This is a genomic window from Pseudomonas sp. LBUM1662 (genome assembly GCF_059695915.1).
This window is the reverse complement of the sequence record NZ_CP166793.1, coordinates 5,896,281-5,916,360: the sequence shown is the minus strand read 5'-3', so window position 1 is coordinate 5,916,360 and position 20,080 is coordinate 5,896,281. Positions and strand designations below refer to the sequence as shown.

Sequence of the window (20,080 nt, the reverse complement as noted above, 5' to 3'; positions counted from 1 at the left end):
CGAAGCTTTTAGCGGTTACGCAGGCCTTCGAGCAGCTTGTGCGTCGGATACCCATCCGCCGGCCAGCCAAACGACTGCTGTGCACTACGGATCGCCTTGCGGGTGTTGGCACCGATAATCCCGTCGGCAGTGCCCGCATCGTAGTTCTGCGCGCTCAGCAGGCTTTGCAGTTCGATCCGCTCGGTGCGGCTTAACGGCAGATCATCTTTCGGCCAGGTGCCGTTGATCAGGCCCCCACCATTGAAGCGCTCGGACAACAAGCTCACTGCCAACGCATAAGACGACGAGTTGTTGTACTTGAGGATTGCGCGGAAGTTGTCGAGCACCAGGAACGCCGGGCCACGATAACCGGCCGGCAGCAGCAGGGCAGCGGACAGGTGTTCGGAGCCCGCCGGAACCTGGGCGCCATTGGGCAGCGAGACACCCAGCTGTTGCCATTCAGCGACGCTCTTGCGGATCGTGCCGTCGGCCAGAACGTAGTTGAAGCTACCTGGCAACTGCACTTCAAAGCCCCATGGCTGACCTTTCTGCCAGCCTGAACTTTGCAGATAGTGCGCCGTCGAGGCCAGGGCATCGGCCGGGCTGTTCCAGATGTCGCGGCGGCCGTCACCGTCGAAGTCCACGGCGTGGGTGTTGTAGGTGGTCGGGATGAATTGGGTCTGGCCCATGGCACCGGCCCAGGACCCGAGCATTTTCTCTGGCTCGATATCGCCTTGTTGCAGGATCTGCAGGGCGGCGATCAGTTGCGCATGAGCAAAGCCGGGACGCCGGCCTTCGTAGGCCAGGGTCGCCAGGGAGTTGATCACTGACTTGTTGCCCTGGAACTGACCGAAGTTACTCTCCATGCCCCACACCGACACCAGTGCCTGGCGATCGACGCCGTAGCGCTGTTCGATGCTTTGCAGGATGTCGGCGTATTGGCTGACCAGCGCCTGACCTTTGCGTACCCGCAGTGGCGACAGCGCACCATCGAGGTATTCCCATACCGGGCGGGAAAACTCGGGTTGGCTGCGATCGGCGCGGATCACGCTGTTGTCCAGGCTGACATTGGCGAAGGCGCGGTCAAACAGATCGGCACGGATGCCGGCGGCCAGCGCATCTTTGCGGAAACCTGCCTGCCATTCGGCGAAGGTCTGGGTGGGCTGGATGTCGAGGTTTTCACCGGTCGGCACCACAGGCGGAATGACCGCAGGAGCTGTCGCGACGGGAAGGGTCTGAAGCGGCTGGGCGTCGGCGGCGGTCGGTTTTTCCGCGCAGGCGACAAGCAAGATGAGGCTGGAGGCAGCGATCAGTTGGCGCAGCGGCCAACGACGGGAAATACAAAGGGGCATGCACAGGTCCAGGGAATACGAATCAGGTGCAGACCTTAACATGTTGAGCGATGGCTTGCCTTTCAGGCCGCCAGAAAGTAAGAAGCCTCCCAGCTATTAGACTGGAAGGCTTCGCGGCGGTAGCTGCCTTTGCCCTTGCCGGCTCGTTCCTGACGGCTGCGGAACAGTGGCTGGGCGATGATGGATTTGGCCTTGTTGGGGCCATGCCTGGATGGCTTTTTGCTCATGATCAGATCTCTTGATTGAGTGGGTTTTGCGGGGGGAAATATTCTGCCGAAGTTGGGGTTCTGTCTATAGGGCAAATGGATGTGTTTTGTGTAGGAAAAGCAGAATCAAAAGATCGCAGCCTCGTTGCACTCGACAGCTCCTACATTGGAATGCGTCCGCTGTAGGAGCTGTCGAGTGCAACGAGGCTGCGATCTTTTGACCTTACTCAGCAGGCAACGACAATCTCTGCCCAGCCATCAACAACGACAACCGACTCAAGCTCATCCACGGCGACCCAGCCGCCTGACCCTTGATCTGCGCATCAATGCGCTGCGCCTCCAGCAACAACTGCGCCCAGCGTTGCGCCGGGTAGCGTTGCAGGGCTTTGCTCATCAGCGGTTTGCGCTTGTCCCAGACCGGCGGTCGGGCAGAGCTGAAGGCTTTGTCCAGCGGTACGCCCTGACTGTATTGCAGCGACAGATTAGCCAGCAGACGCAGTTCCCGGGCCAGCGCCCAGAGAATCACCGGCGGTTCGACGCCTTCACCGCGCAGCCCTTCAAGGATACGCAGGGCATGGGCGGCTTCGCCGTTGAGAATCGCGTCGGTCAGGCCAAAGACATCAAATCGCGCACTGTCGGCCACTGCCGCTTGCACGGTTTCGACGGTGATCTGGCCACCTTCGGCCATCAGCTTGAGCTTTTCGATTTCCTGGGCGGCGGCCAGCAAATTGCCTTCGACCCGCGCGGCAATCAGTTCCACGGCGTCCTGACTGGCGGAAAGCCCGGCCTGAGACAGCCGTTGACGAATCCAGCTCGGCAACTGGTTGGCATCCACCGGCCAGATCTGCACGAACTGCGTCTGCTGTCCTTCGACCAGCGCCTTGCCCCACTTGGTTTTCTGCGCACTGCCATCCAGCTTGGGCAGGCTGATCAGCAGCACCGTGTCTTCGGCCGGGCGCGAGCAGTACTCGATGAACGCGGCGGCACCTTTGTCACCGGGTTTGCCGGATGGCAAGCGCAGCTCCAGCAGGCGCTTTTCAGCGAACAGCGACATGCTCGCGCCGGCTTGCAACAACGTCCCCCAGTCGAAACTGGCGTCGGCGGCGAAGACCTGGCGTTCGTCAAAGCCCTGTTGGCGAGCGGCGGCACGAATGGCATCGGCGGCTTCCTGGCACAGCAGCGGGTCATCGCCGCTGATGACGTAGACCGGCGCGAGGGCACCTTGCAGGTGTTTAGCGAGTTGGGCGGGGGCGAGTTTCATAAGAGAGGGCGAACGGGGCGCCTGAGCGCCCCGTAAGTCTTATTGCTGCGGAATTTCGATAGGCGACTGACGCGGGGTTTCCGCTTCAGCTTTCTGCGCTGCGTCCAATGCCTGGGCTTCGGCTTTTTCCTTGGCGTCGGCGTTCTGTTGCAGTTGCTCCAACTGAGTCGGAGAGATCTGTGACAGACGCAGCATCATGCGTTGAACCAGCTCGCGACGGCTCTCTACGCGAGCAGTAGCGGCTTCCTGGTCGGACCCCACCAGGTTGTTGCCGTCGTGGATAAAGATCTTCTGCACCTGGAGCTTGTCGCTCAGCAATGGCACGCCTCGCGCACCAAGGATGTCGAAGTTCAGCACGGTAGTTACCTGATACTCGCCAGTGCGGCCGGCACCGGCGTAGCTGAGGATGCGCTGGTTTTCCTGCTCATCGGTCAACACCAGTTTGTACGGCGCGCCGGTGTAAACCTTGACGCCACTGCTTTGCAGCACCTGACGCAATTGCGTCACGGTTTCGCCGTAGGCGTTGCGGGCGCTCAGATCGAGCTCCTTGATCGCCAGTTCATTGGTGCCGGTGCCGCGCAGCTGGAAACCGCAGGCGCTCAACAGGACCGCAAGGCCCATCACCAGCAAATTGCGTTTGATCATCTTGTTGCTCCCCTTGAAACCATGTGGGCCGATCGTGCGGCCCGAAAGGTTTTACTCGGCGCCAGGCTCACCTGGCGCCTGATCCAATTTTAGCTGGCGACGATATTGACCAGTTTCCCGGGCACTACAATCACTTTACGAATAGTCAGGCCGTCGACGAAGCGCAGCACGTTCTCGTTGATACGAGCAGCGGCTTCGACTTCTTCGCGAGTCGCGCTGGCCGGCATTTCGATCTGGCCGCGCAGCTTGCCGTTGACCTGGATGACCAGTGTCAGGCTGTCCTGCACCAGCGCGGTTTCGTCCACCACCGGCCAGCCGGCGTCGATCACCGGGCCAGCGTGACCCAGTTGATGCCACAGCTCGTGGCTGATGTGCGGGGTGATCGGAGCCAGCAGCAACGTCACGGCTTCCAGACCTTCGTGAACCAGCGCGCGATCCTGTTCGGTGCCTTGCGCGGCTTTTTCCAGCACGTTCATCAGCGTCATCACCTGGGCGATGGCGGTGTTGAATTTGTGGTTCTGGCCGACGTCGTGGCTGGCCTGCTTGATGGCCAGGTGGATCGAACGGCGAATGGCTTTCTGCTCGTCGTTCAGGCTGGCGACGTCCAGTTTGCCCGGCAGGCCCTGAGCGACGTGGGCTTGCGCCAGACGCCAGACGCGCTTGAGGAAACGGTGCGAACCTTCGACGCCGGAGTCGGACCATTCCGCGCTCATGTCGGGTGGCGAGGCGAACATCATGAACAGGCGGCAGGTGTCGGCGCCGAACTGGTCGATCATCGACTGTGGGTCGACGCCGTTGTTCTTCGACTTGGCCATCTTCTCGGTGCCGCCGATTTCCACCGGCAGACCGTCCGCGATCAGCTTGGCGCTGATTACCTTGGCCTTGCTGTCGCGTTCGAGTTCGACGTCCGCCGGGTTGAACCAGGTGTAAGCACCGTTGGCTTCGCGACGATAGTAAGTCTCGGCGATCACCATGCCTTGGGTCAGCAGGTTCTTGAATGGTTCGTTGGAACTCACCAGGCCTTCGTCGCGCATCAGCTTGTGGAAGAAGCGCGCGTAGAGCAGGTGAAGAATGGCGTGTTCGATACCGCCGATGTATTGATCCACCGGCAGCCAGTGGTCAGCGGCCGATTTTTCCACCAGGCCGCCTTCATAGTGTGGCGAGGCGTAGCGGGCGTAGTACCACGAGGACTCGACGAAGGTGTCCATGGTGTCGGTTTCACGCTTGGCCGGTGCGCCGCATTTCGGGCAAGCACACTCGTAGAACTCAGGCATGCGCGCCAATGGCGAACCGGCGCCATCCGGCACCACGTCTTCGGGCAGTACGACAGGCAGTTGATCTTCCGGGACCGGAACATCACCGCAAGTGGTGCAGTGGATGATCGGGATCGGGCAGCCCCAGTAGCGCTGACGGCTGATGCCCCAGTCGCGCAGGCGGAACTGGGTGCGCGAGGCACCGAGGTTTTTCTTGATCAGCGCGACTTCAATGGCGTCGAACGCGCCGGCAAAGTCGAGGCCGTCGAATTCGCCGGAGTTGATCAGCGTGCCGTGCTCGCCGTAAGCGTCCTGCCACGGAGCCGGGTTGGTGTCACCGGAACTTGTGCGCACCACGGACTTGATCGGCAGGTCGTATTTGGTGGCGAACTCGAAATCACGTTCGTCGTGAGCCGGTACAGCCATCACCGCGCCATCGCCGTAGTGCATCAGCACATAGTTGGCGACCCACACCGGGAGTTTCTCACCGGTCAGCGGGTGCTCGACGAACAGCGAGGTCGGCAGGCCTTTTTTCTCTTGGGTGGCGACGTCGGCTTCGGCAACGCTGCCGCCCTTGCATTCGGCGATGAACGCTTGCAGCTCAGGGTTGTTTTGCGCGGCCAGGGTGGCCAGCGGGTGTTCGGCGGCCACGGCAACGTAGGTCGCGCCCATTAAAGTGTCCGGACGGGTGGTGAAGACTTTCAGCGCGCCGGCTTCGCCGATGGAGTCGACGTTGTACGGGAATTGCACTTCCATGCCGCGGGATTTGCCGATCCAGTTGCGCTGCATGGTCTTGACCTGTTCAGGCCAGCCAGTCAGTTCGTCGAGGCTCTCCAGCAGCTCATCCGCGTAGGCGGTGATCTTGAAGTAGTACATCGGGATTTCGCGTTTTTCGATCAGCGCGCCGGAACGCCAGCCGCGACCGTCGATCACCTGTTCGTTGGCCAGGACGGTCTGGTCGACCGGGTCCCAGTTCACGGTGCCGCTTTTCTTGTAGATCACGCCTTTTTCGAACAGGCGAGTGAACAGCCATTGTTCCCAGCGGTAGTAATCAGGCTTGCAGGTGGTCACTTCACGCGACCAGTCCACCGCCAGGCCCAGGCTGCGCAGCTGGGTTTTCATGTAGGCGATGTTTTCGTAGGTCCACTTGGCGGGCGCTACGTTGTTCTTCATCGCGGCGTTTTCCGCCGGCATGCCGAAGGCGTCCCAACCCATGGGTTGCAGGACGTTCTTGCCTTGCATGCGCTGGTAGCGGGAGATCACGTCACCGATGGTGTAGTTGCGCACGTGCCCCATGTGTAGCTTGCCGCTGGGGTAAGGGAACATCGACAGGCAGTAGAAAGTCTCCTTGCCTGGCTGTTCACTGACTTCAAAGGACTTTTGCTCGTCCCAGAACGACTGGGCGGCGGCTTCGATTTCACGGGGCTGATATTGTTCGTGCATGGCTACTTTTGAACTGAATAGGGGTGGCCTAATCCTCTTCAATGCAACGCTGGACAGTGACGACGCCAAATCGGCGTTTCGGTGCCCAGACGAGCTGGAAGTGGAGTTACAGGAAGCGCCGTAGCATACATGACCGCACTCTACCGAGGGAAACCCTGATTACTGCCGCGCGTCTTGCGAAAACCGCCGCGAGGGCCGTTGGTCGCGGCATCCAGCCGGTTTGTTCATGGAAGCTAAGCTCTAAATGGGGAGCGAGTCTTATCTTCAATGAGGTGAGGGATGGTTGAGTCACAGCAAAAAGTCACGAAACCGCAGCTGTATGAAAGACTGATCGATCGTCTGGGGATGGCCCTGGACGCAGCAAAAACCGCTGACCGGCTACGCGATGAGCGTCCCCTGGAGCTGGAGCTGCGTGGGTTGAGCCCCGCAGAGTTTGCACTGGTCAAAGCCTATCTGGACCGCAGTGAACGTGAGACGCACGGATGCTTGTCCGCAGCAGTGAAGCAACTCGACGCACCACGTTCGGCCAAGATCATCTGGCTCAAGGACAAGGCACCTGGCAGGGACGCGGAAAAGGTCCGGTCTCTGCAATTCAAATAACGGCTGCAAGCCATGACCCATGGTTTTTTAAAGCATAGTCCTTCCGCATTTGTTGTCGCATTGCGTCAACCCACTTAGGCTTCGGGCATCTTATGGAGATGCTCGATGCCTTTTCGTTATTTCGTGAAACAACTTCTCTTGCCGCCCGGCATTCTTCTGCTGTTGCTGATGCTTGCCTGGTGGTTGCGCCGCTCAAGGCCAAGGCTTGCGGGGGTGTGCTTTGCCTTGGGTTTCGGCGGCTTCTTGTTAATGAGTTTGCCGGTGGTGGTGCAGTGGGGTGCCAAAGCCCTGGAGAGTGAACCGCCGCTGGCGCGGGAGGAATGGGCCACCCTGAGCCAGCGCGCGGATGCGATTGTGCTGCTGGGTTCCGGGCGTGAGCGTGGCGATATTGCCTGGGGCACTGATCAGCCGACGGGCATAGGTCTGGAGCGCGAACGTTTTGCCGCACGCCTGGCCAAGGCGTCCGGGTTGCCGGTCCTCACCAGTGGCGGCCTGCATTACGGCACGCCGCCTTCTGAAGCGAAGTTGATGGCGGATTCGTTGCTCGATGATTTCGGCGTCACCGTGCGCTGGCAGGAAGGGCGCAGCCGCACGACGTGGGAGAACGCGCAGTTCAGCGCTGAGGTGCTGTTGCCGCAGGGCATCAAGCGGGTGGTGGTGGTTACTCATGCTTGGCACATGCCGCGATCGGTCTGGAGTTTTGAGCAGGCAGGATTTGAAGTGGTGCCGGCGCCGGTAGGGTTTTTAGGCGTGGACAATGCCCGGCCACTGGGTGGTTGGATGCCGGAATTCAAGTCGATTTGGCAGAGCGGGCAGTTGTTGAATGAGGCGGTGGGGCAGATCGGGTATTCGCTGTTTTACCGCTGAAAATCAAAAGATCGCAGCCTCGTTTCACTCGACAGCACCTACAGAGTACGCAATCCCTTGTAGGAGCTGTCGAGTGAAACGAGGCTGCGATCTTTTACTGGCCCACAAATCCTCAGACGGTTTTAGCCATCCGGTTCGCCACCAGCGCCCAGCCAAACAGCAACACACTCATGATGATCAACGGCCACGAACGCCATTGCAGGTAAGGCGTCAGGTTGTGCATCGGCACGACTTCGCCGTACAGGATGCCGCGTTCGAACTGTGGGATCTGCGCCGTGATCTGCCCGAACGGGTTGATCAGGCCGGTCACGCCGTTGTTGGTGGCACGGATCATCCAGCGGCCCGCCTCAAGCGCCCGCATTTGTGCCATCTGCAGGTGTTGCAGCGGACCGATGGAGGTGCCGAACCAGGTGTCGTTGCTGATGGTCAGCAGCAAATCGCTGCGAGCCGCCAGGCTGGCGGCGAATTCCGGGTAGACCACTTCGTAGCAGATGAACGGTGCAATCTGGTAGCCCTTGGCTTGCAGCATGGCCTGGTCAGCCGGGCCACGGGCAAAGTCGGACATCGGCAGGTCGAAGAACGCGATCAGCCCGCGCAGCACGTCCTGCAACGGAACGTATTCGCCAAACGGCACCAGCTTTTGCTTGAGGTAGGTGCCATCGCCTTCACCGAGTACGGTGATGCCGTTGAAGAAGCGCTTCTCGTGGCGGACTTCCTGGCGGATCGGTACGCCGGTAATCAGCGCAGATTTACGCTCTGCGGCGAAATTCCCCATCATGTTTAGGTAGCCCTCGGCGGACTCCTTGAGCACCGGGACGGCTGTTTCCGGCCAGATCAACAGGTCGACCCGTTTTGAGCTCAAGCTCATGTCGCGGTACAGCGCCAGCTGCGCGTTGAGCTGCGCCGGGTCCCACTTCATGCTTTGTTCGATATTGCCCTGAATGGCGGCGACGCTCAGCGCCGGGCCTGCCGGGCTGGTCCAGGCATGCTCTTTCAACGCCATGCCGGCCACCCAAGGGCCGATCAGCAGCAAAACGCCGGTGGCGATGAAACCTTTACGACCCGTGCGCACCAGGCGCAAAGCGTTGTAGATCAGCGCAGCCGTCAGGGCCAGGGTGAAGGAAATCAGCCACATCCCGCCCACGGGGGCGAGCCCGGCCAACGGGCCGTCGAGCTGGCTGTAACCGGAGTAGAGCCACGGGAAACCGGTGAGGAACCAGCCACGAAAGGCTTCCTGGCCGACCCAAAGCGCTGCGAACGCCAAGGCATCCGCCAGCGGTGCTTCGTTGCGACGCAGCCAGCGCGCCCAGATCCAGGCGGGCAGGGCGAAGAACCAGGCAATCGCCGCCGTGAAGATCAGCATCAGGAAACCGGCCAGCAGCACCGAAGCGCCGCCGAAGTGGTGGATGCTGTAATAGATCCAGCTGGTGCCGGCGCCAAACAGGCCGAAACCGAAACACCAGCCACGGCCCAAGGCCTGACGGGGGCTCAGTTCGCGCAAACCGGCATAAAAGAAGCCGACCGCCAGCAATGCCAACGGCCAGATATCGAACGGTGCCAGGGCCAGGGTGGTGAGTGCACCGGCCGCCACGGCCAGCAGGTTACCGGGCCAGCCGGGGCGGGTTATCCAGCGCATTTCTATCCTTAGTGTTTACCGAGCAATAGGCGTCAGGCGAAGCAAGTGAATCCGACGGCTGTCGGCGTTCAGGATGCGGAAGCGATAAGGGCCGATTTCAGTGATTTCGTTGCGTTTTGGCAAGTGCCCGAACGCGCTCATCACCAGGCCGCCAACGGTGTCGAACTCGTCGTTGGAGAATTCGCTGTCGAAGAACTCGTTGAAGTTCTCGATCGGTGTCAGGGCCTTGATCAGGAAGTCACCGCTTGGAAGCGGCTTGATGTAGCTGTCTTCCTCGACGTCGTGCTCGTCTTCGATGTCGCCGACGATCTGTTCCAGCACGTCTTCGATGGTCACCAGACCCGCCACGCCGCCGTATTCGTCAATGACGATGGCCATGTGGTTGTGGTTGGCGCGGAATTCACGCAGCAGCACGTTCAGGCGCTTGGACTCGGGCACGAAGGTGGCCGGGCGCAGCAAATCCTTGATGTTGAAGCTGTCGCCATTCTCCTTGAGGATCAATGGCAGCAAGTCCTTGGCCAGCAACACGCCCATCACGTCGTCGTGGCTTTCGCCAATGACCGGGTAGCGGGAGTGGGCCGAGTCGACCACGGCAGGCAGGAACTCGCGAGGTGTCTGGGTCGCCTTGATGCTGATCATCTGCGAGCGCGGAACCATGATGTCCCGTACTTGCAGGTCAGCGACCTGGATGGCGCCTTCGACGATGGCCAGCGCTTCGCTGTCCAGCAACTTGTTTTGGTGTGCGTCGCGCAGCAGCTCCAGCAGCTCCTGGCGGTTCTTCGGCTCGTGGGCAAAAGCCTGGGTGAGCTTACCCAGCCAAGACTTTTGCCCGTTGCTCGATCGATCTTCGCTCATAGCGATTACTCTGAATCCTTTGTTGTCACGATGGGGGTTGTGTCTGTTTCGTCATCCGCATAAGGGTCGGGATAGCCCAACTCGGCAAGCAACGTTCGTTCCAGTGCTTCCATTTCTTCGGCTTCCTCGTCATCTATGTGGTCGTAACCCAACAGATGCAAGCAACCGTGAATGACCAGATGCGCCCAATGGGCCTTTAGTTCCTTGCCTTGCTCGACGGCTTCGCGTTCGACCACGGCCACGCAGATCACCAGATCGCCCAGCAGCGGGATGTCGAGAAACTCATCGGGCACATCGGCAGGAAACGACAGGACGTTAGTGGCGTAATCCTTTTGCCGCCAGGTGTGGTTCAGCTCGCGGGCTTCTTCTTCATCGACCAAACGGATGGTCATTTCAGAATCGGCGGTGCGCTGGCGCAGGGCCAGTTCGCACCATCGGCGGAATTCGGCTTCGCTGGGGGCAGACGCTTGGGTAGCCAGTTGCAGATCAAGCTCAAGCATCGCGGCGACTGTCCTTTGGCGTTTCATCTGCCACGCGATTCTCGAAGCGCTCGTACGCTTCGACGATGCGTTGCACCAGCGGATGGCGCACAACGTCCTTGGGCATGAAATGGGTGAAGCTGATGCCCGGCACGTCTTTGAGCACTTCAATCACATGGTGCAGCCCGGACTTGGTGCCTTTCGGCAGGTCGACCTGGGTGATGTCACCGGTGATGACGGCTGTGGAGCCGAAGCCGATCCGGGTCAGGAACATCTTCATCTGTTCGACGGTGGTGTTCTGGCTTTCGTCGAGGATGATGAAACTGTTGTTCAGCGTGCGACCGCGCATGTAGGCCAGCGGTGCCACTTCGATCACCTGGCGCTCGATCAGCTTGGCGACGTGTTCAAAGCCGAGCATCTCGTAGAGTGCGTCGTAGAGCGGGCGCAGGTACGGGTCGATCTTCTGCGACAGGTCGCCGGGCAGGAAGCCGAGCTTTTCGCCCGCTTCAACCGCCGGGCGCACCAGCAGGATGCGACGGATCTGCTCGCGTTCCAGCGCATCGACCGCGCAGGCAACGGCCAGATAGGTCTTGCCGGTACCGGCCGGGCCGATGCCGAAATTGATGTCGTTACCGAGGATTTCCTTCACGTAGCGCAGCTGATTCAAGCCACGAGGGCGAATCATGCCTTTTTTGGTGCGCAGGGCCACGGGGGGTTCGGACGGGGAGACGTTGTCCAGCTCTTGGACGGCCGATTCCTGCAGGAACAGGTGAACCATGTCCGGCGACAGCTCGGTACCCTTGGTTTCCCGGTACAGACGGCGCAGGAGGTTTTCCGCGGAGGTGGTGTGTTTGGGGTCGCCGATCAGCTCGAACTGGTTTCCGCGGTTGCGGATCTCGATGGTCAGGCGTTGCTCGATCAGGCGCAGGTGCTCGTCGAACATCCCGCACAGATTGGCGAAGCGACGGGCCTCAAAGGGCTCGAGGATAAAACGATGTGGTTCTATGGGTGCGTTCAAGGTCGTATTTAGCCGCCCTGGGGCAATTAAGATGAAATCAAGGATAACGCCAGTGGGCTGGGTGCGAAAGCTCTTAAATAATCCAGCGCCAAACACCGTCCCTGTAGGAGCGAAGCTTGCTCGCGAAGGCGGTATTTCAGACGACTCATGTGGTGAGTGTCAGTCCGCCTTCGCGGGCAAGCCTCGCTCCTACAAGTTTTGCAGTGTTACGAAATCAGCGAGCCCCGCAGCGAGTGCGGCTGTGCGGCATCGATGTGCACGTCGGCGAACTGGCCAATCAGCGTTGGATTGTCGCAGCGGAAGTTGACGATCCGGTTATTCTCGGTCCGGCCTTGCAGCTCGCCGGGGTCTTTTTTCGAATAATCGGTGACCAGGATCCGCTGGATTGACCCGACCATTTGTCGGCTGATCTCGAAACCTTGCTGGTTCAAGCGATGTTGCAGCGCGTTGAGGCGTTCTTTTTTCAGTTCTTCCGGCGTCTCGTCGGCCAGATCGGCGGCCGGAGTGCCCGGGCGCTGGCTATAGACGAACGAGTAGGAAAAGTCGAAACCGACGTCTTCGATCAGCTTCATGGTCTGTTCGAAGTCTTTCTCGGTCTCGCCCGGGAAGCCGACGATGAAGTCCGAGCTGATGCAGATCCCCGGCACGGCGGCGCGCAGCTTGCGCAGTTTGGATTTGTATTCCAGCGCGGTGTGGTTGCGCTTCATCGCCGAGAGAATGCGGTCCGAACCCGATTGCACCGGCAAGTGCAGGTGTTTCACCAGCTCCGGCACATCGGCGTGGGCCTGGATCAGGCTGTCGGAGAATTCCAGCGGGTGTGAGGTGGTGTAGCGGATCCGGTCGATGCCATCGACGGCGGCCACCACGCGGATCAGCTCGGCGAGATCGGCCAGGCGTCCGTCGTGGGTGGTCCCGCGATAGCCGTTCACGTTCTGTCCCAGCAGCGTCACTTCGCGCACGCCGTTTTCGGCCAGGTGCATGATCTCGGCAATCACGTCGTCGAACGGGCGGCTGACTTCTTCGCCACGGGTGTAAGGCACCACGCAGAACGTGCAGTATTTGCTGCAGCCTTCCATGACCGACACATAAGCGCTCGGGCCATCGATGCGCGGCTCGGGCAGGTGGTCGAATTTTTCGATTTCCGGGAACGAGACGTCGACTTGCGGCAACTTGGTGGCGCGCGCGGCGTCGATCATTTCCGGCAGGCGGTGCAGGGTTTGCGGGCCGAAGACCACATCCACGTACGGCGCGCGATCGCGGATGGCGGCACCTTCCTGGCTGGCCACACAACCGCCGACGGCGATCACCATGTCCGGGTTGGCCAGTTTCAGTTCACGCCAGCGGCCGAGCTGGGAATACACCCGATCCTGTGCGCGTTCGCGAATAGAGCAGGTGTTGAGCAGGATCACGTCGGCGTCTTCAGCGCGAGCGGTGACTTCCAGGGCCTGATGTTCACCCAGCAGATCGACCATGCGCGAGCTGTCGTACTCGTTCATCTGGCAACCGTGGGTTTCGATGTAAAGCTTCTTGGCCATGGATACAGTCATCACGTGATTCAAAGAACCGCGCATTATAGGGAACATGTCCCAAGGTTCCTACCGCTGTGCGTCCGGCGGCTATGCTATAGTTCGCGCCCTCATTTTTATCCCCTTATGTGTTGCCCGCCCACCATGACCAAACGTGAAGCCCCAATCTACAAGGTGATTTTCCTCAACCAGGGCCAGGTGTACGAAATGTATGCCAAGCAGATCTATCAAAGTGATCTGTGGGGCTTCCTGGAAGTGGAAGAGTTCGTCTTTGGCGAGCGCACGCAAGTGGTCGTCGACCCGAGCGAAGAGAAGCTCAAGGCTCAGTTCGAAGGCGTTGTGCGCAGTTTTGTGCCGATGCATTCGATTGTGCGCATCGACGAAGTGGAACGCCTCGGCACACCGAAAATCAGCGAAGCCCGCGGCGCGGTCGGCAATGTCATGCCGTTTCCGATGCCGATGCCTGATAAGTAAGACGGAGTCGCTCCCTTCGCGGGCAAGCCTCGCTCCTACAGGTATGCGTCGTTTTCACGGCTTGCATGAAACCTGTAGGAGCGAGGCTTGCCCGCGAAGAGGCCAGAAAGATCGACGCTGAAAATTAAGGCAACGGCGAAAACGGCGTACGCCCATCCGCGCTTTGCAATTCCATCAGGTATTTGCGAAAGATTTGCCCAAGCACCTGGGTCGCGACTTCCAGATCTTCGCGCGGCATCTTCTCGGCCACTTCATCCGCCGTGTCCAGCGCATCTTCAGCACCGTTGACCGCGGCCATTTTCAGCACGATATACGCCTGAACGTTATTGGCCGGCACGCCTTCGCCGTGAAAGAACATGGTGCCGAGCTTGAATTGCGCCTGGGCGTGGCCTTGCAGCGAGGCCTTTTCGAAGTAGCCCAGGGCTATCTTGAGGTCGCGCGGGGTGTTTTTGCCGTCGTAGTAGAACTCACCCAACTCGTATTGCGCTTGCGCATCCCCTTCATCCGACGCTTTCTGGCAGGCGGCCAGCGCTTGCGTCAGGTCTTGCGGCTGAGTATTGAGGGTGCAGCGACCCATCGCTGGGATTAACAACGAGTTGCCGCCTGCTTGTGCGAGCGCGAGCAGGGGCTGAAGGAGCAACAGGCAGCCCAGTGAAAGGGCGCGGCCGGTGCGGTTCATGGGAATCGACTTACCTCTGAAGGGCGCGCGGACCCATCGAGGGGATCCAATAAGCGCGCATTATGAAATAAGCAGGGCCAACCTTACAAAGTCTTTACTCGTTTTTCTGCTGCGCGGGGAATATATCGCCCCATTTGCGGGAGATTATTAGCAGAAGCACAGGAATAAGGGGCAAATCCAGTTGAAAGCTGACGCTGGCAGTCGCCAACGTCAGCGGCACAACGTTTATTTCAATGCGGCGAATGCACGCTCGGCGGCATCCAGGGTCAGTTTCAACTCGGTTTCGCCATGAGCGATCGAGGTGAAGCCGGCTTCGAAAGCGCTCGGTGCGAGGTACACGCCGCCTTCGAGCATCAAGTGGAAGAAACGACCGAACAGCTTGGCGTCGCTGGCCATCACGTCATCGAAGGTCACGATGTCGTCGGCACCGCTGAAGTACAGACCAAACATGCCGCCGGCCTGCGTGGTCACGAACGGAATGCCCGCGGCATCGGCGCGCTGTTGCAGGCCATCGAGCAAGCGGCTGGTGTAGTCGGTCAGTTCGTCGTGGAAACCGGGACGGCTGATCAGACGCAACGTGGTCAGGCCCGCAGCCATCGCCAGTGGGTTACCCGACAAGGTGCCAGCCTGATACACCGGGCCCAGTGGCGCGATGTGCGACATGATTTCGCGCTTGCCGCCGAAGCAGCCGACCGGCATGCCGCCACCGATGATCTTGCCGAAGGTGCTCAGGTCCGGCGTCACGCCGAAGTGCGCCTGGGCGCCGCCGAGGGCAACACGGAAACCGGTCATCACTTCGTCGAAAATCAGCACCACGCCGTGCTTGTCGCACAGGGTCCGCAAGCCTTCGAGGAAACCTGGCGCCGGTGGTACGCAATTCATGTTGCCAGCCACCGGCTCGACGATGATGCAGGCCACGTCCTGGCCGACATCGGCGAGCATGGCTTCGACGGCGTCGATGTCGTTGAACGGCAGGGTCAGGGTGTGCTTGGCGAAATCCGCCGGCACGCCTGCCGAACTCGGCACGCCTTGGGTCAGGGCGCCGGAACCGGCCTTGACCAGCAGGCTGTCGGAGTGGCCGTGGTAGCAGCCTTCGAACTTGATGATGTTGTCGCGGCCGGTGAAACCACGGGCCAGACGGATGGCGCTCATGGTCGCTTCGGTGCCGGAGCTGACCATACGCACCATTTCCATCGACGGCACGATCGAGCAGACCAGGTCGGCCATCTCGGTTTCCATCGCGGTCGGGGCGCCGTAGGACAGGCCGTGTTCCAGTTGTTTACGCACCGCGTCCAGTACGTCCGGATGGCTGTGGCCGAGAATCATCGGGCCCCAGGAGCCAACGTAATCCACATAACGCTTGTCGTCTTCGTCGGTGACGTAGGCGCCTTCGGCGTGTTTAAAGAACAACGGCGTGCCGCCCACGCTTTTGAATGCGCGAACTGGCGAGTTCACGCCACCGGGAATGTGTTTCTGGGCATTGGCAAACAGGGTTTCGGAACGAGACATGATCGGGCTCTCAAATCAGATTTTCAGTAATTCATTAAAGGCGCGGGCACGACGGGTCACTTCAGCCGTGCTCTCGGCGCCAAACAGGCCATGCACCACCGCCAGCAAGTCGACCCCATGGGCTACCAGCGGCGCGGCGTTGTCCAGGGTGATGCCGCCAATCGCGCAGATCGGCAGGTGCAGTTTGCTGCGGGCCTGGTCGAGCAGGTCGATGCTGCAGGTCGGGGCGCCGGGTTTGGTGTTGGAGTTGAAGAAGCGACCGAAGGCGACATAACTGGCGCCTTCTTTGGCTGCTTGTTCGGCGAGTTCGAGTTGTGCGTGGCAGGTTGAACCGATGATCGCCTGACGGCCAAGCAACGCGCGGGCTGGCGTCAGCGGGCCATCGGTCTGGCCCAGGTGAACGCCGACGTTCAAGCGAGCGGCCAGTTCGGCGTCGTCGTTGATGATCAGATGAGTCTTGTAGCGATCGCACAAATCGCGCAGGGCTTCGGCCTCACGTAAACGTCGGGCCTCGTCACTGCTCTTGTCGCGGTATTGCAGCAGGGTGACGCCGCCTTCCAGCGCCGCCTCCACGTACGAGAGAAATTTACCGGCCAGCAACTGGCTGTCGGTAATGGCGTACAGGCCACGTAGTTTCATCGGACAAGCCTCACCGCAGTGCGAATAGAAAGTTACGAACAGAAATCCAGCGGCAGGCGACGCGGCACGAACTGGCCTTTGCCCAACTGCTCTGCATCTCGCAGGGTACGCCAAGTGTAGTTAAGCGCGGTCTGCACGGCGCTGGCGAGGTGTTCACCCTGGGCCAGTCGACCGGCCAAGGCGCTGGCCAAGGTGCAACCGGAACCGTGATAACTGCCGGGCAGGCGCTGGCAGGTATAGGTTTCGCGCAGGCCGTCGCGGCTGTACAGGCGGTTGTGAATTTCGTGTTCGTCGCCATGGCCGCCTGTGATCAGCAGGTGTTTGACGAACGGCAGGAGTTTTTCAGCGCACTCGTCCGCGGTGCCCTCGGGCAGTTCGGCGAGGATGCGGGCTTCGGGAAGGTTGGGGGTGGCGATGATGGACAGGGGCAGCAGGCGTTCGCGCATGGCGTAGCCGACTTCATCCTTGCCCAGGCGTCCGCCGCCGCCGGCGCGCAGCACCGGGTCGCAGACCACCGGCAAATGCGGGTGCGCCGAGAGCAGTTCGACGACGGTGTCGACCATCTCCAGGGAACCGAGCATGCCCAGTTTCACGGCAGCGACTTCGGAGTCGTTGAGCACGGCATTGGCCTGGGCCAGCACCCACTCGCGGTCGAGCACGCGAAAGTCAGTGACGTTGACCGTGTCTTGCACGGTCAGGGCGGTGACGGCCGGGGCCGCATGACAACCCTGGGCGAGCAGGGCTTCGATATCTGCCTGCAAGCCGGCGCCACCACTTGGGTCGTGGCCGGAGAGACAGAGGACAACGGGGCGAGAGCTGTAGATATTCATGGTGCGCGAGCTTACCACCAGTCGACCAACGAGTCATGAGAGTGACTTGTAGCAGCTACCGAGCAGCGCGAGGCTGCGTTCGGCGGCAAAGCCGTCGTGAAATCAGGCGATGCGGTCTGTCAGATAGACCGCGTATTCAGGATTTACGACTGCTTCGCAGCCGAACGCAGGCTTCGCCAACTGCTACAGGAATGAGTGAAACGGCCGATGCATTGTCACAGGCTGGTCGTATAAACAAATCGGCTTCAATCGCGCCGCTGGAACGCCCGTACTAGAGCCTTTGCAGGAAAAATTTCAATGGTGCTCAATGGCCATCAACGGCTATGCTAGAGTGGATCCAAACCAATAACAGGTAATACCGGTTTTACGTCTACTCAAAGGGAATGAGGGGCTTCCTGAGATAACCGGACAGGCCACGCTGGGGCTTAAATGCGCTATTTGCTGATGTTGCTGTTGTGCTTGCCCCTCATGGCGAGCGCCGTCGAATTCGATGAGTTCACCCAGAGCCTTCCCCTGGGCCGAGCCCTGCAGGTGTACGAAGACGCGGGCGGTCAGGCGACCATCGCCGATGTTCGTGCGCAAGCTGCGGCTGGAAACTTCAAACCCCACGATAAAGCCACCCTCAACGCCGGTTACTCGCGCTCGGTGTTCTGGCTGAAAATCGATCTGCATTACCGCCCGACCAACCCGGAAGCGCAGCGGACCTGGCTGCTGGAACTGGCCTATCCGCCCCTCGATCACCTCGATCTCTATTTGCCCGATGCGGGCGGTGACTTTCGATTGGCCCGGCAAACAGGCGATGCGTTGCCGTTCGCCAGTCGCGAACTCCGCCAGAACAACTACCTGTTCGATCTGAATTTCACCCCTGACCAGGCGCAAACCGTGTACCTGCGCCTGCAAAGCGAAGGCTCCATCCAGGCGCCGGTCACCTTGTGGTCGAGCACCGCTTATCTTGAAGAGCAGCCGGTTCGCCTTTATGTGCTGGGGCTGATCTACGGCGTGCTGTTGGGGATGCTGGTCTACAACCTGTTCATTTACCTCAGCGTGCGCGACACCAGCTACCTCTATTACATCTTCTACATCGCTTCGTTTGGCCTGTATCAGCTCTCGGTGAACGGCGCGGCCGTGGAATATTTCTGGCCGGACAACCCGTGGTGGGCCAACGCCGCGACACCGTTTTTCATCGGTTGCGCCGGACTGTTCGGCAGCCAGTTCGCCCGCAGCTTCTTGCAGACAGGCAGCCACAGTCGCTGGCTCGACCGTTTGCTGTTGGCGCTAGTGGCGTTCAGTGCGGTGGTGATCGGGTTGTCATTGATGGCCAGCTACGCCCTGGCCTTGCGTCTGGCGACAGCCTTGGCGCTGGTCTTCACCGTGGTGATTTTCATCGCCGGGCTGTGCGCCTGGTTGCGTGGCCTGCGAGTGGCGCGGTATTTCATCATTGCCTGGTCGGCCTTCCTGCTCGGCGGCATCGTCAACACCCTGATGGTGTTGGGTTACCTGCCCAACGTGTTCCTGACCATGTATTCCAGCCAGATCGGTTCGGCCATCGAAGTCGCGTTGCTGTCCCTGGCTCTCGCCGACCGCATCAACGCCATGCGCGAACAGCAGGCGCAGACGCTGTTCGATGCCGGTCAGAAACTCGAAGTGCTGAACCAGCAACTGGCCCACAGTAACAAGCTCAAGGACGAATTCCTCGCCACCCTGACCCACGAATTGCGCACGCCCATGAACGGCGTGATCGGTTCACTGGAACTGATGCAAACCGTGGAAATGGACCCGGAGCTGGAGCAATACCAGCAAACCGCCGCCGGCTCCGCGCGGGACATGATGCGCATGGTCAACGGCATCCTGACCCTGACCGAGTTGCAGGCCGGCAAGCTCAAGGTCAGCCCGAATACATTCAGTCTGCGCGGCGTGGTCGAGACCTTGCACGCGCAGTTCGAGGGCAATGCTTCAAGCAAGTCGCTGGACTTCAAGGTCGAAGTGACGCCGGGTCTGCCGGATCGCTTGAATGGCGACAGCGCCAAGCTGGCGCAATGCCTGGAATGCCTGCTGGACAACGCCATCAAATTCACCCGGATCGGCGGGCTGGCTCTGCGCGTGACAGGAAAACCGGTGGAAAGCGGTCGGGTGTCGTTGTCGTTTGCGGTGATCGACACCGGTATCGGCTTCACCGATCTGGGCGAGGCGACGATGTATCAGCGCTTCTTCCAGCTCGACGGATCCATGACCCGCGAATACGGAGGCCTGGGCGTTGGCCTGGCGATCTGTCGCCAACTGGTCGAATTGCTCGGCGGGCGCCTGACCCATCGTTCCGAGCCCGGCAGCGGTAGTCGTTTCCAGTTGGACGTCGAGTTCGAACTGCCTGTGGTCGAGCGGCCGGCGGTGCCTATAACGGCACGCGAGTTTCCGCGTCTACGTTTGCCACAGGACTGCACGGTGCTGCTGGTGGATGACAACAGCATCAATCAATTGGTGATGCGCGGCATGTTGCTCAAGCTCGGGTTCCGGGTGCGCGCCACCGACAGCAGCGCTGCCGCGCTCGATCTCTTGCAGAGAGAAACCTTCGACGCGGTACTGCTCGATTGTCAGATGCCGACGCAGGGCGGCACCTCCCTGTGCTGCCAGATCCGCGCCTTGCCAGGCTGCGCCGACTTGCCGGTGTTCGTGGTTGCCGTGAGTGCCGATCGGGAGCGCTGCCCGACTGGAGCCTTGATCGATTACCTGAGCAAACCGGTGAAATTCGAGGATCTGCAAGCGGCGCTGTACCGACGGGTACTCTGCTCGGGACAAGGCGAAAGCGCCGACATTTAGGCAGGTATGACACTT

At 60.4% G+C, this 20,080-nt stretch carries 18 protein-coding genes; 4 read left to right on the top strand and 14 right to left on the bottom strand.

Features of this window, described 5'->3' with window-relative positions; all coding sequences use genetic code 11:
* Positions 1-8: 8 nt before the first annotated feature.
* The 5 genes from ACA049_RS26925 to leuS form a co-directional block, all read right to left on the bottom strand.
* Entirely contained in the window at positions 9-1,331 is a 1,323-nt protein-coding gene (locus ACA049_RS26925; RefSeq protein WP_497331153.1) for a lytic murein transglycosylase, read from the bottom strand.
* Positions 1,332-1,393: 62 nt separating this feature from the next.
* Positions 1,394-1,558, bottom strand: a complete 165-nt coding sequence (gene arfA, locus ACA049_RS26920) for an alternative ribosome rescue factor ArfA (RefSeq protein ID WP_065908951.1) — start codon at positions 1,556-1,558, stop codon at positions 1,394-1,396.
* Positions 1,559-1,760: 202 nt separating this feature from the next.
* Positions 1,761-2,798: a DNA polymerase III subunit delta gene (gene holA / locus ACA049_RS26915; RefSeq protein ID WP_497331151.1), complete on the bottom strand. Its 1,038-nt coding sequence runs from the start codon at positions 2,796-2,798 to the stop codon at positions 1,761-1,763.
* 39 nt (positions 2,799-2,837) lie between these two features.
* Complete coding sequence (locus ACA049_RS26910; RefSeq protein ID WP_497331149.1) at positions 2,838-3,443, bottom strand: LPS-assembly lipoprotein LptE; 606 nt, start codon at positions 3,441-3,443, stop codon at positions 2,838-2,840.
* Between the two features lie 89 nt (positions 3,444-3,532).
* The gene (leuS, locus tag ACA049_RS26905; RefSeq protein WP_497331147.1) at positions 3,533-6,139 is read right to left on the bottom strand and encodes a leucine--tRNA ligase; all 2,607 of its coding nucleotides are present in this window, start codon (positions 6,137-6,139) and stop codon (positions 3,533-3,535) included.
* Positions 6,140-6,418: 279 nt separating this feature from the next.
* On the opposite strand from leuS, the gene ACA049_RS26900 reads away from it, so the two are divergent.
* Positions 6,419-6,739: a hypothetical protein gene (locus ACA049_RS26900; protein WP_010467377.1), complete on the top strand. Its 321-nt coding sequence runs from the start codon at positions 6,419-6,421 to the stop codon at positions 6,737-6,739.
* Positions 6,740-6,844: 105 nt separating this feature from the next.
* Positions 6,845-7,606, top strand: a complete 762-nt coding sequence (locus tag ACA049_RS26895) for a YdcF family protein (protein ID WP_497331145.1) — start codon at positions 6,845-6,847, stop codon at positions 7,604-7,606.
* A gap of 112 nt (positions 7,607-7,718) precedes the next feature.
* On the opposite strand, the gene lnt is transcribed toward ACA049_RS26895, so the two are convergent.
* From lnt to miaB, 5 genes are all read right to left on the bottom strand, one after another.
* Positions 7,719-9,242: an apolipoprotein N-acyltransferase gene (gene lnt / locus ACA049_RS26890; RefSeq protein ID WP_497331143.1), complete on the bottom strand. Its 1,524-nt coding sequence runs from the start codon at positions 9,240-9,242 to the stop codon at positions 7,719-7,721.
* 15 nt (positions 9,243-9,257) lie between these two features.
* The gene (locus tag ACA049_RS26885) at positions 9,258-10,097 is read right to left on the bottom strand and encodes a CorC family transporter (protein ID WP_109635113.1); all 840 of its coding nucleotides are present in this window, start codon (positions 10,095-10,097) and stop codon (positions 9,258-9,260) included.
* Between the two features lie 5 nt (positions 10,098-10,102).
* The gene (gene ybeY, locus ACA049_RS26880; RefSeq protein ID WP_497331141.1) at positions 10,103-10,597 is read right to left on the bottom strand and encodes an rRNA maturation RNase YbeY; all 495 of its coding nucleotides are present in this window, start codon (positions 10,595-10,597) and stop codon (positions 10,103-10,105) included.
* On the bottom strand, positions 10,590-11,594 hold the full coding sequence (locus ACA049_RS26875; protein WP_497331139.1) for a PhoH family protein: 1,005 nt from the start codon (positions 11,592-11,594) through the stop codon (positions 10,590-10,592). The genes ybeY and ACA049_RS26875 overlap by 8 nt, the downstream gene beginning before the upstream one ends.
* Before the next feature lie 206 nt (positions 11,595-11,800).
* Positions 11,801-13,129, bottom strand: a complete 1,329-nt coding sequence (miaB, locus tag ACA049_RS26870) for a tRNA (N6-isopentenyl adenosine(37)-C2)-methylthiotransferase MiaB (RefSeq protein ID WP_010467383.1) — start codon at positions 13,127-13,129, stop codon at positions 11,801-11,803.
* 135 nt (positions 13,130-13,264) lie between these two features.
* Here miaB and ACA049_RS26865 point away from each other — a divergent pair, with 135 nt between their 5' ends.
* Complete coding sequence (locus ACA049_RS26865; RefSeq protein WP_045062075.1) at positions 13,265-13,594, top strand: DUF1820 family protein; 330 nt, start codon at positions 13,265-13,267, stop codon at positions 13,592-13,594.
* Between the two features lie 124 nt (positions 13,595-13,718).
* On the opposite strand, the gene ACA049_RS26860 is transcribed toward ACA049_RS26865, so the two are convergent.
* The 4 genes from ACA049_RS26860 to ACA049_RS26845 all read right to left on the bottom strand — a co-directional run bounded on the left by ACA049_RS26860 (position 13,719) and on the right by ACA049_RS26845 (position 17,251).
* Positions 13,719-14,273 (bottom strand): tetratricopeptide repeat protein, encoded by a 555-nt coding sequence (locus ACA049_RS26860; protein ID WP_461955846.1) that lies wholly within the window; start codon positions 14,271-14,273, stop codon positions 13,719-13,721.
* Positions 14,274-14,498: 225 nt separating this feature from the next.
* The gene (gene hemL, locus ACA049_RS26855) at positions 14,499-15,782 is read right to left on the bottom strand and encodes a glutamate-1-semialdehyde 2,1-aminomutase (protein WP_497331136.1); all 1,284 of its coding nucleotides are present in this window, start codon (positions 15,780-15,782) and stop codon (positions 14,499-14,501) included.
* A 15-nt stretch (positions 15,783-15,797) separates the two neighbouring features.
* On the bottom strand, positions 15,798-16,421 hold the full coding sequence (gene thiE, locus ACA049_RS26850) for a thiamine phosphate synthase (RefSeq protein ID WP_497331134.1): 624 nt from the start codon (positions 16,419-16,421) through the stop codon (positions 15,798-15,800).
* 32 nt (positions 16,422-16,453) lie between these two features.
* On the bottom strand, positions 16,454-17,251 hold the full coding sequence (locus tag ACA049_RS26845; RefSeq protein WP_497331132.1) for a hydroxymethylpyrimidine/phosphomethylpyrimidine kinase: 798 nt from the start codon (positions 17,249-17,251) through the stop codon (positions 16,454-16,456).
* 429 nt (positions 17,252-17,680) lie between these two features.
* Between ACA049_RS26845 and ACA049_RS26840 the strand changes: the two genes are divergently transcribed.
* A complete protein-coding gene (locus ACA049_RS26840) occupies positions 17,681-20,065 on the top strand; it encodes a hybrid sensor histidine kinase/response regulator (protein ID WP_497331130.1) in 2,385 nt (794 codons plus the stop codon).
* Positions 20,066-20,080: the final 15 nt, after the last annotated feature.

Bases quoted from the DNA above. Each gene is read 5' to 3' on its own strand.
- arfA (WP_065908951.1), bottom strand. From the start codon at position 1,558: ATGAGCAAAAAGCCATCCAGGCATGGCCCCAACAAGGCCAAATCCATC.
- ACA049_RS26885 (WP_109635113.1), bottom strand. From the start codon at position 10,097: ATGAGCGAAGATCGATCGAGCAACGGGCAAAAGTCTTGGCTGGGTAAG.
- ybeY (WP_497331141.1), bottom strand. From the start codon at position 10,597: ATGCTTGAGCTTGATCTGCAACTGGCTACCCAAGCGTCTGCCCCCAGC.
- thiE (WP_497331134.1), bottom strand. From the start codon at position 16,421: ATGAAACTACGTGGCCTGTACGCCATTACCGACAGCCAGTTGCTGGCC.
- ACA049_RS26895 (WP_497331145.1), top strand. From the start codon at position 6,845: ATGCCTTTTCGTTATTTCGTGAAACAACTTCTCTTGCCGCCCGGCATT.
- ACA049_RS26840 (WP_497331130.1), top strand. From the start codon at position 17,681: ATGCGCTATTTGCTGATGTTGCTGTTGTGCTTGCCCCTCATGGCGAGC.
- hemL (WP_497331136.1), bottom strand. From the start codon at position 15,782: ATGTCTCGTTCCGAAACCCTGTTTGCCAATGCCCAGAAACACATTCCC.
- leuS (WP_497331147.1), bottom strand. From the start codon at position 6,139: ATGCACGAACAATATCAGCCCCGTGAAATCGAAGCCGCCGCCCAGTCG.
- holA (WP_497331151.1), bottom strand. From the start codon at position 2,798: ATGAAACTCGCCCCCGCCCAACTCGCTAAACACCTGCAAGGTGCCCTC.
- ACA049_RS26860 (WP_461955846.1), bottom strand. From the start codon at position 14,273: ATGAACCGCACCGGCCGCGCCCTTTCACTGGGCTGCCTGTTGCTCCTT.
- ACA049_RS26925 (WP_497331153.1), bottom strand. From the start codon at position 1,331: ATGCCCCTTTGTATTTCCCGTCGTTGGCCGCTGCGCCAACTGATCGCT.
- lnt (WP_497331143.1), bottom strand. From the start codon at position 9,242: ATGCGCTGGATAACCCGCCCCGGCTGGCCCGGTAACCTGCTGGCCGTG.
- ACA049_RS26900 (WP_010467377.1), top strand. From the start codon at position 6,419: ATGGTTGAGTCACAGCAAAAAGTCACGAAACCGCAGCTGTATGAAAGA.
- miaB (WP_010467383.1), bottom strand. From the start codon at position 13,129: ATGGCCAAGAAGCTTTACATCGAAACCCACGGTTGCCAGATGAACGAG.
- ACA049_RS26845 (WP_497331132.1), bottom strand. From the start codon at position 17,251: ATGAATATCTACAGCTCTCGCCCCGTTGTCCTCTGTCTCTCCGGCCAC.
- ACA049_RS26910 (WP_497331149.1), bottom strand. From the start codon at position 3,443: ATGATCAAACGCAATTTGCTGGTGATGGGCCTTGCGGTCCTGTTGAGC.
- ACA049_RS26865 (WP_045062075.1), top strand. From the start codon at position 13,265: ATGACCAAACGTGAAGCCCCAATCTACAAGGTGATTTTCCTCAACCAG.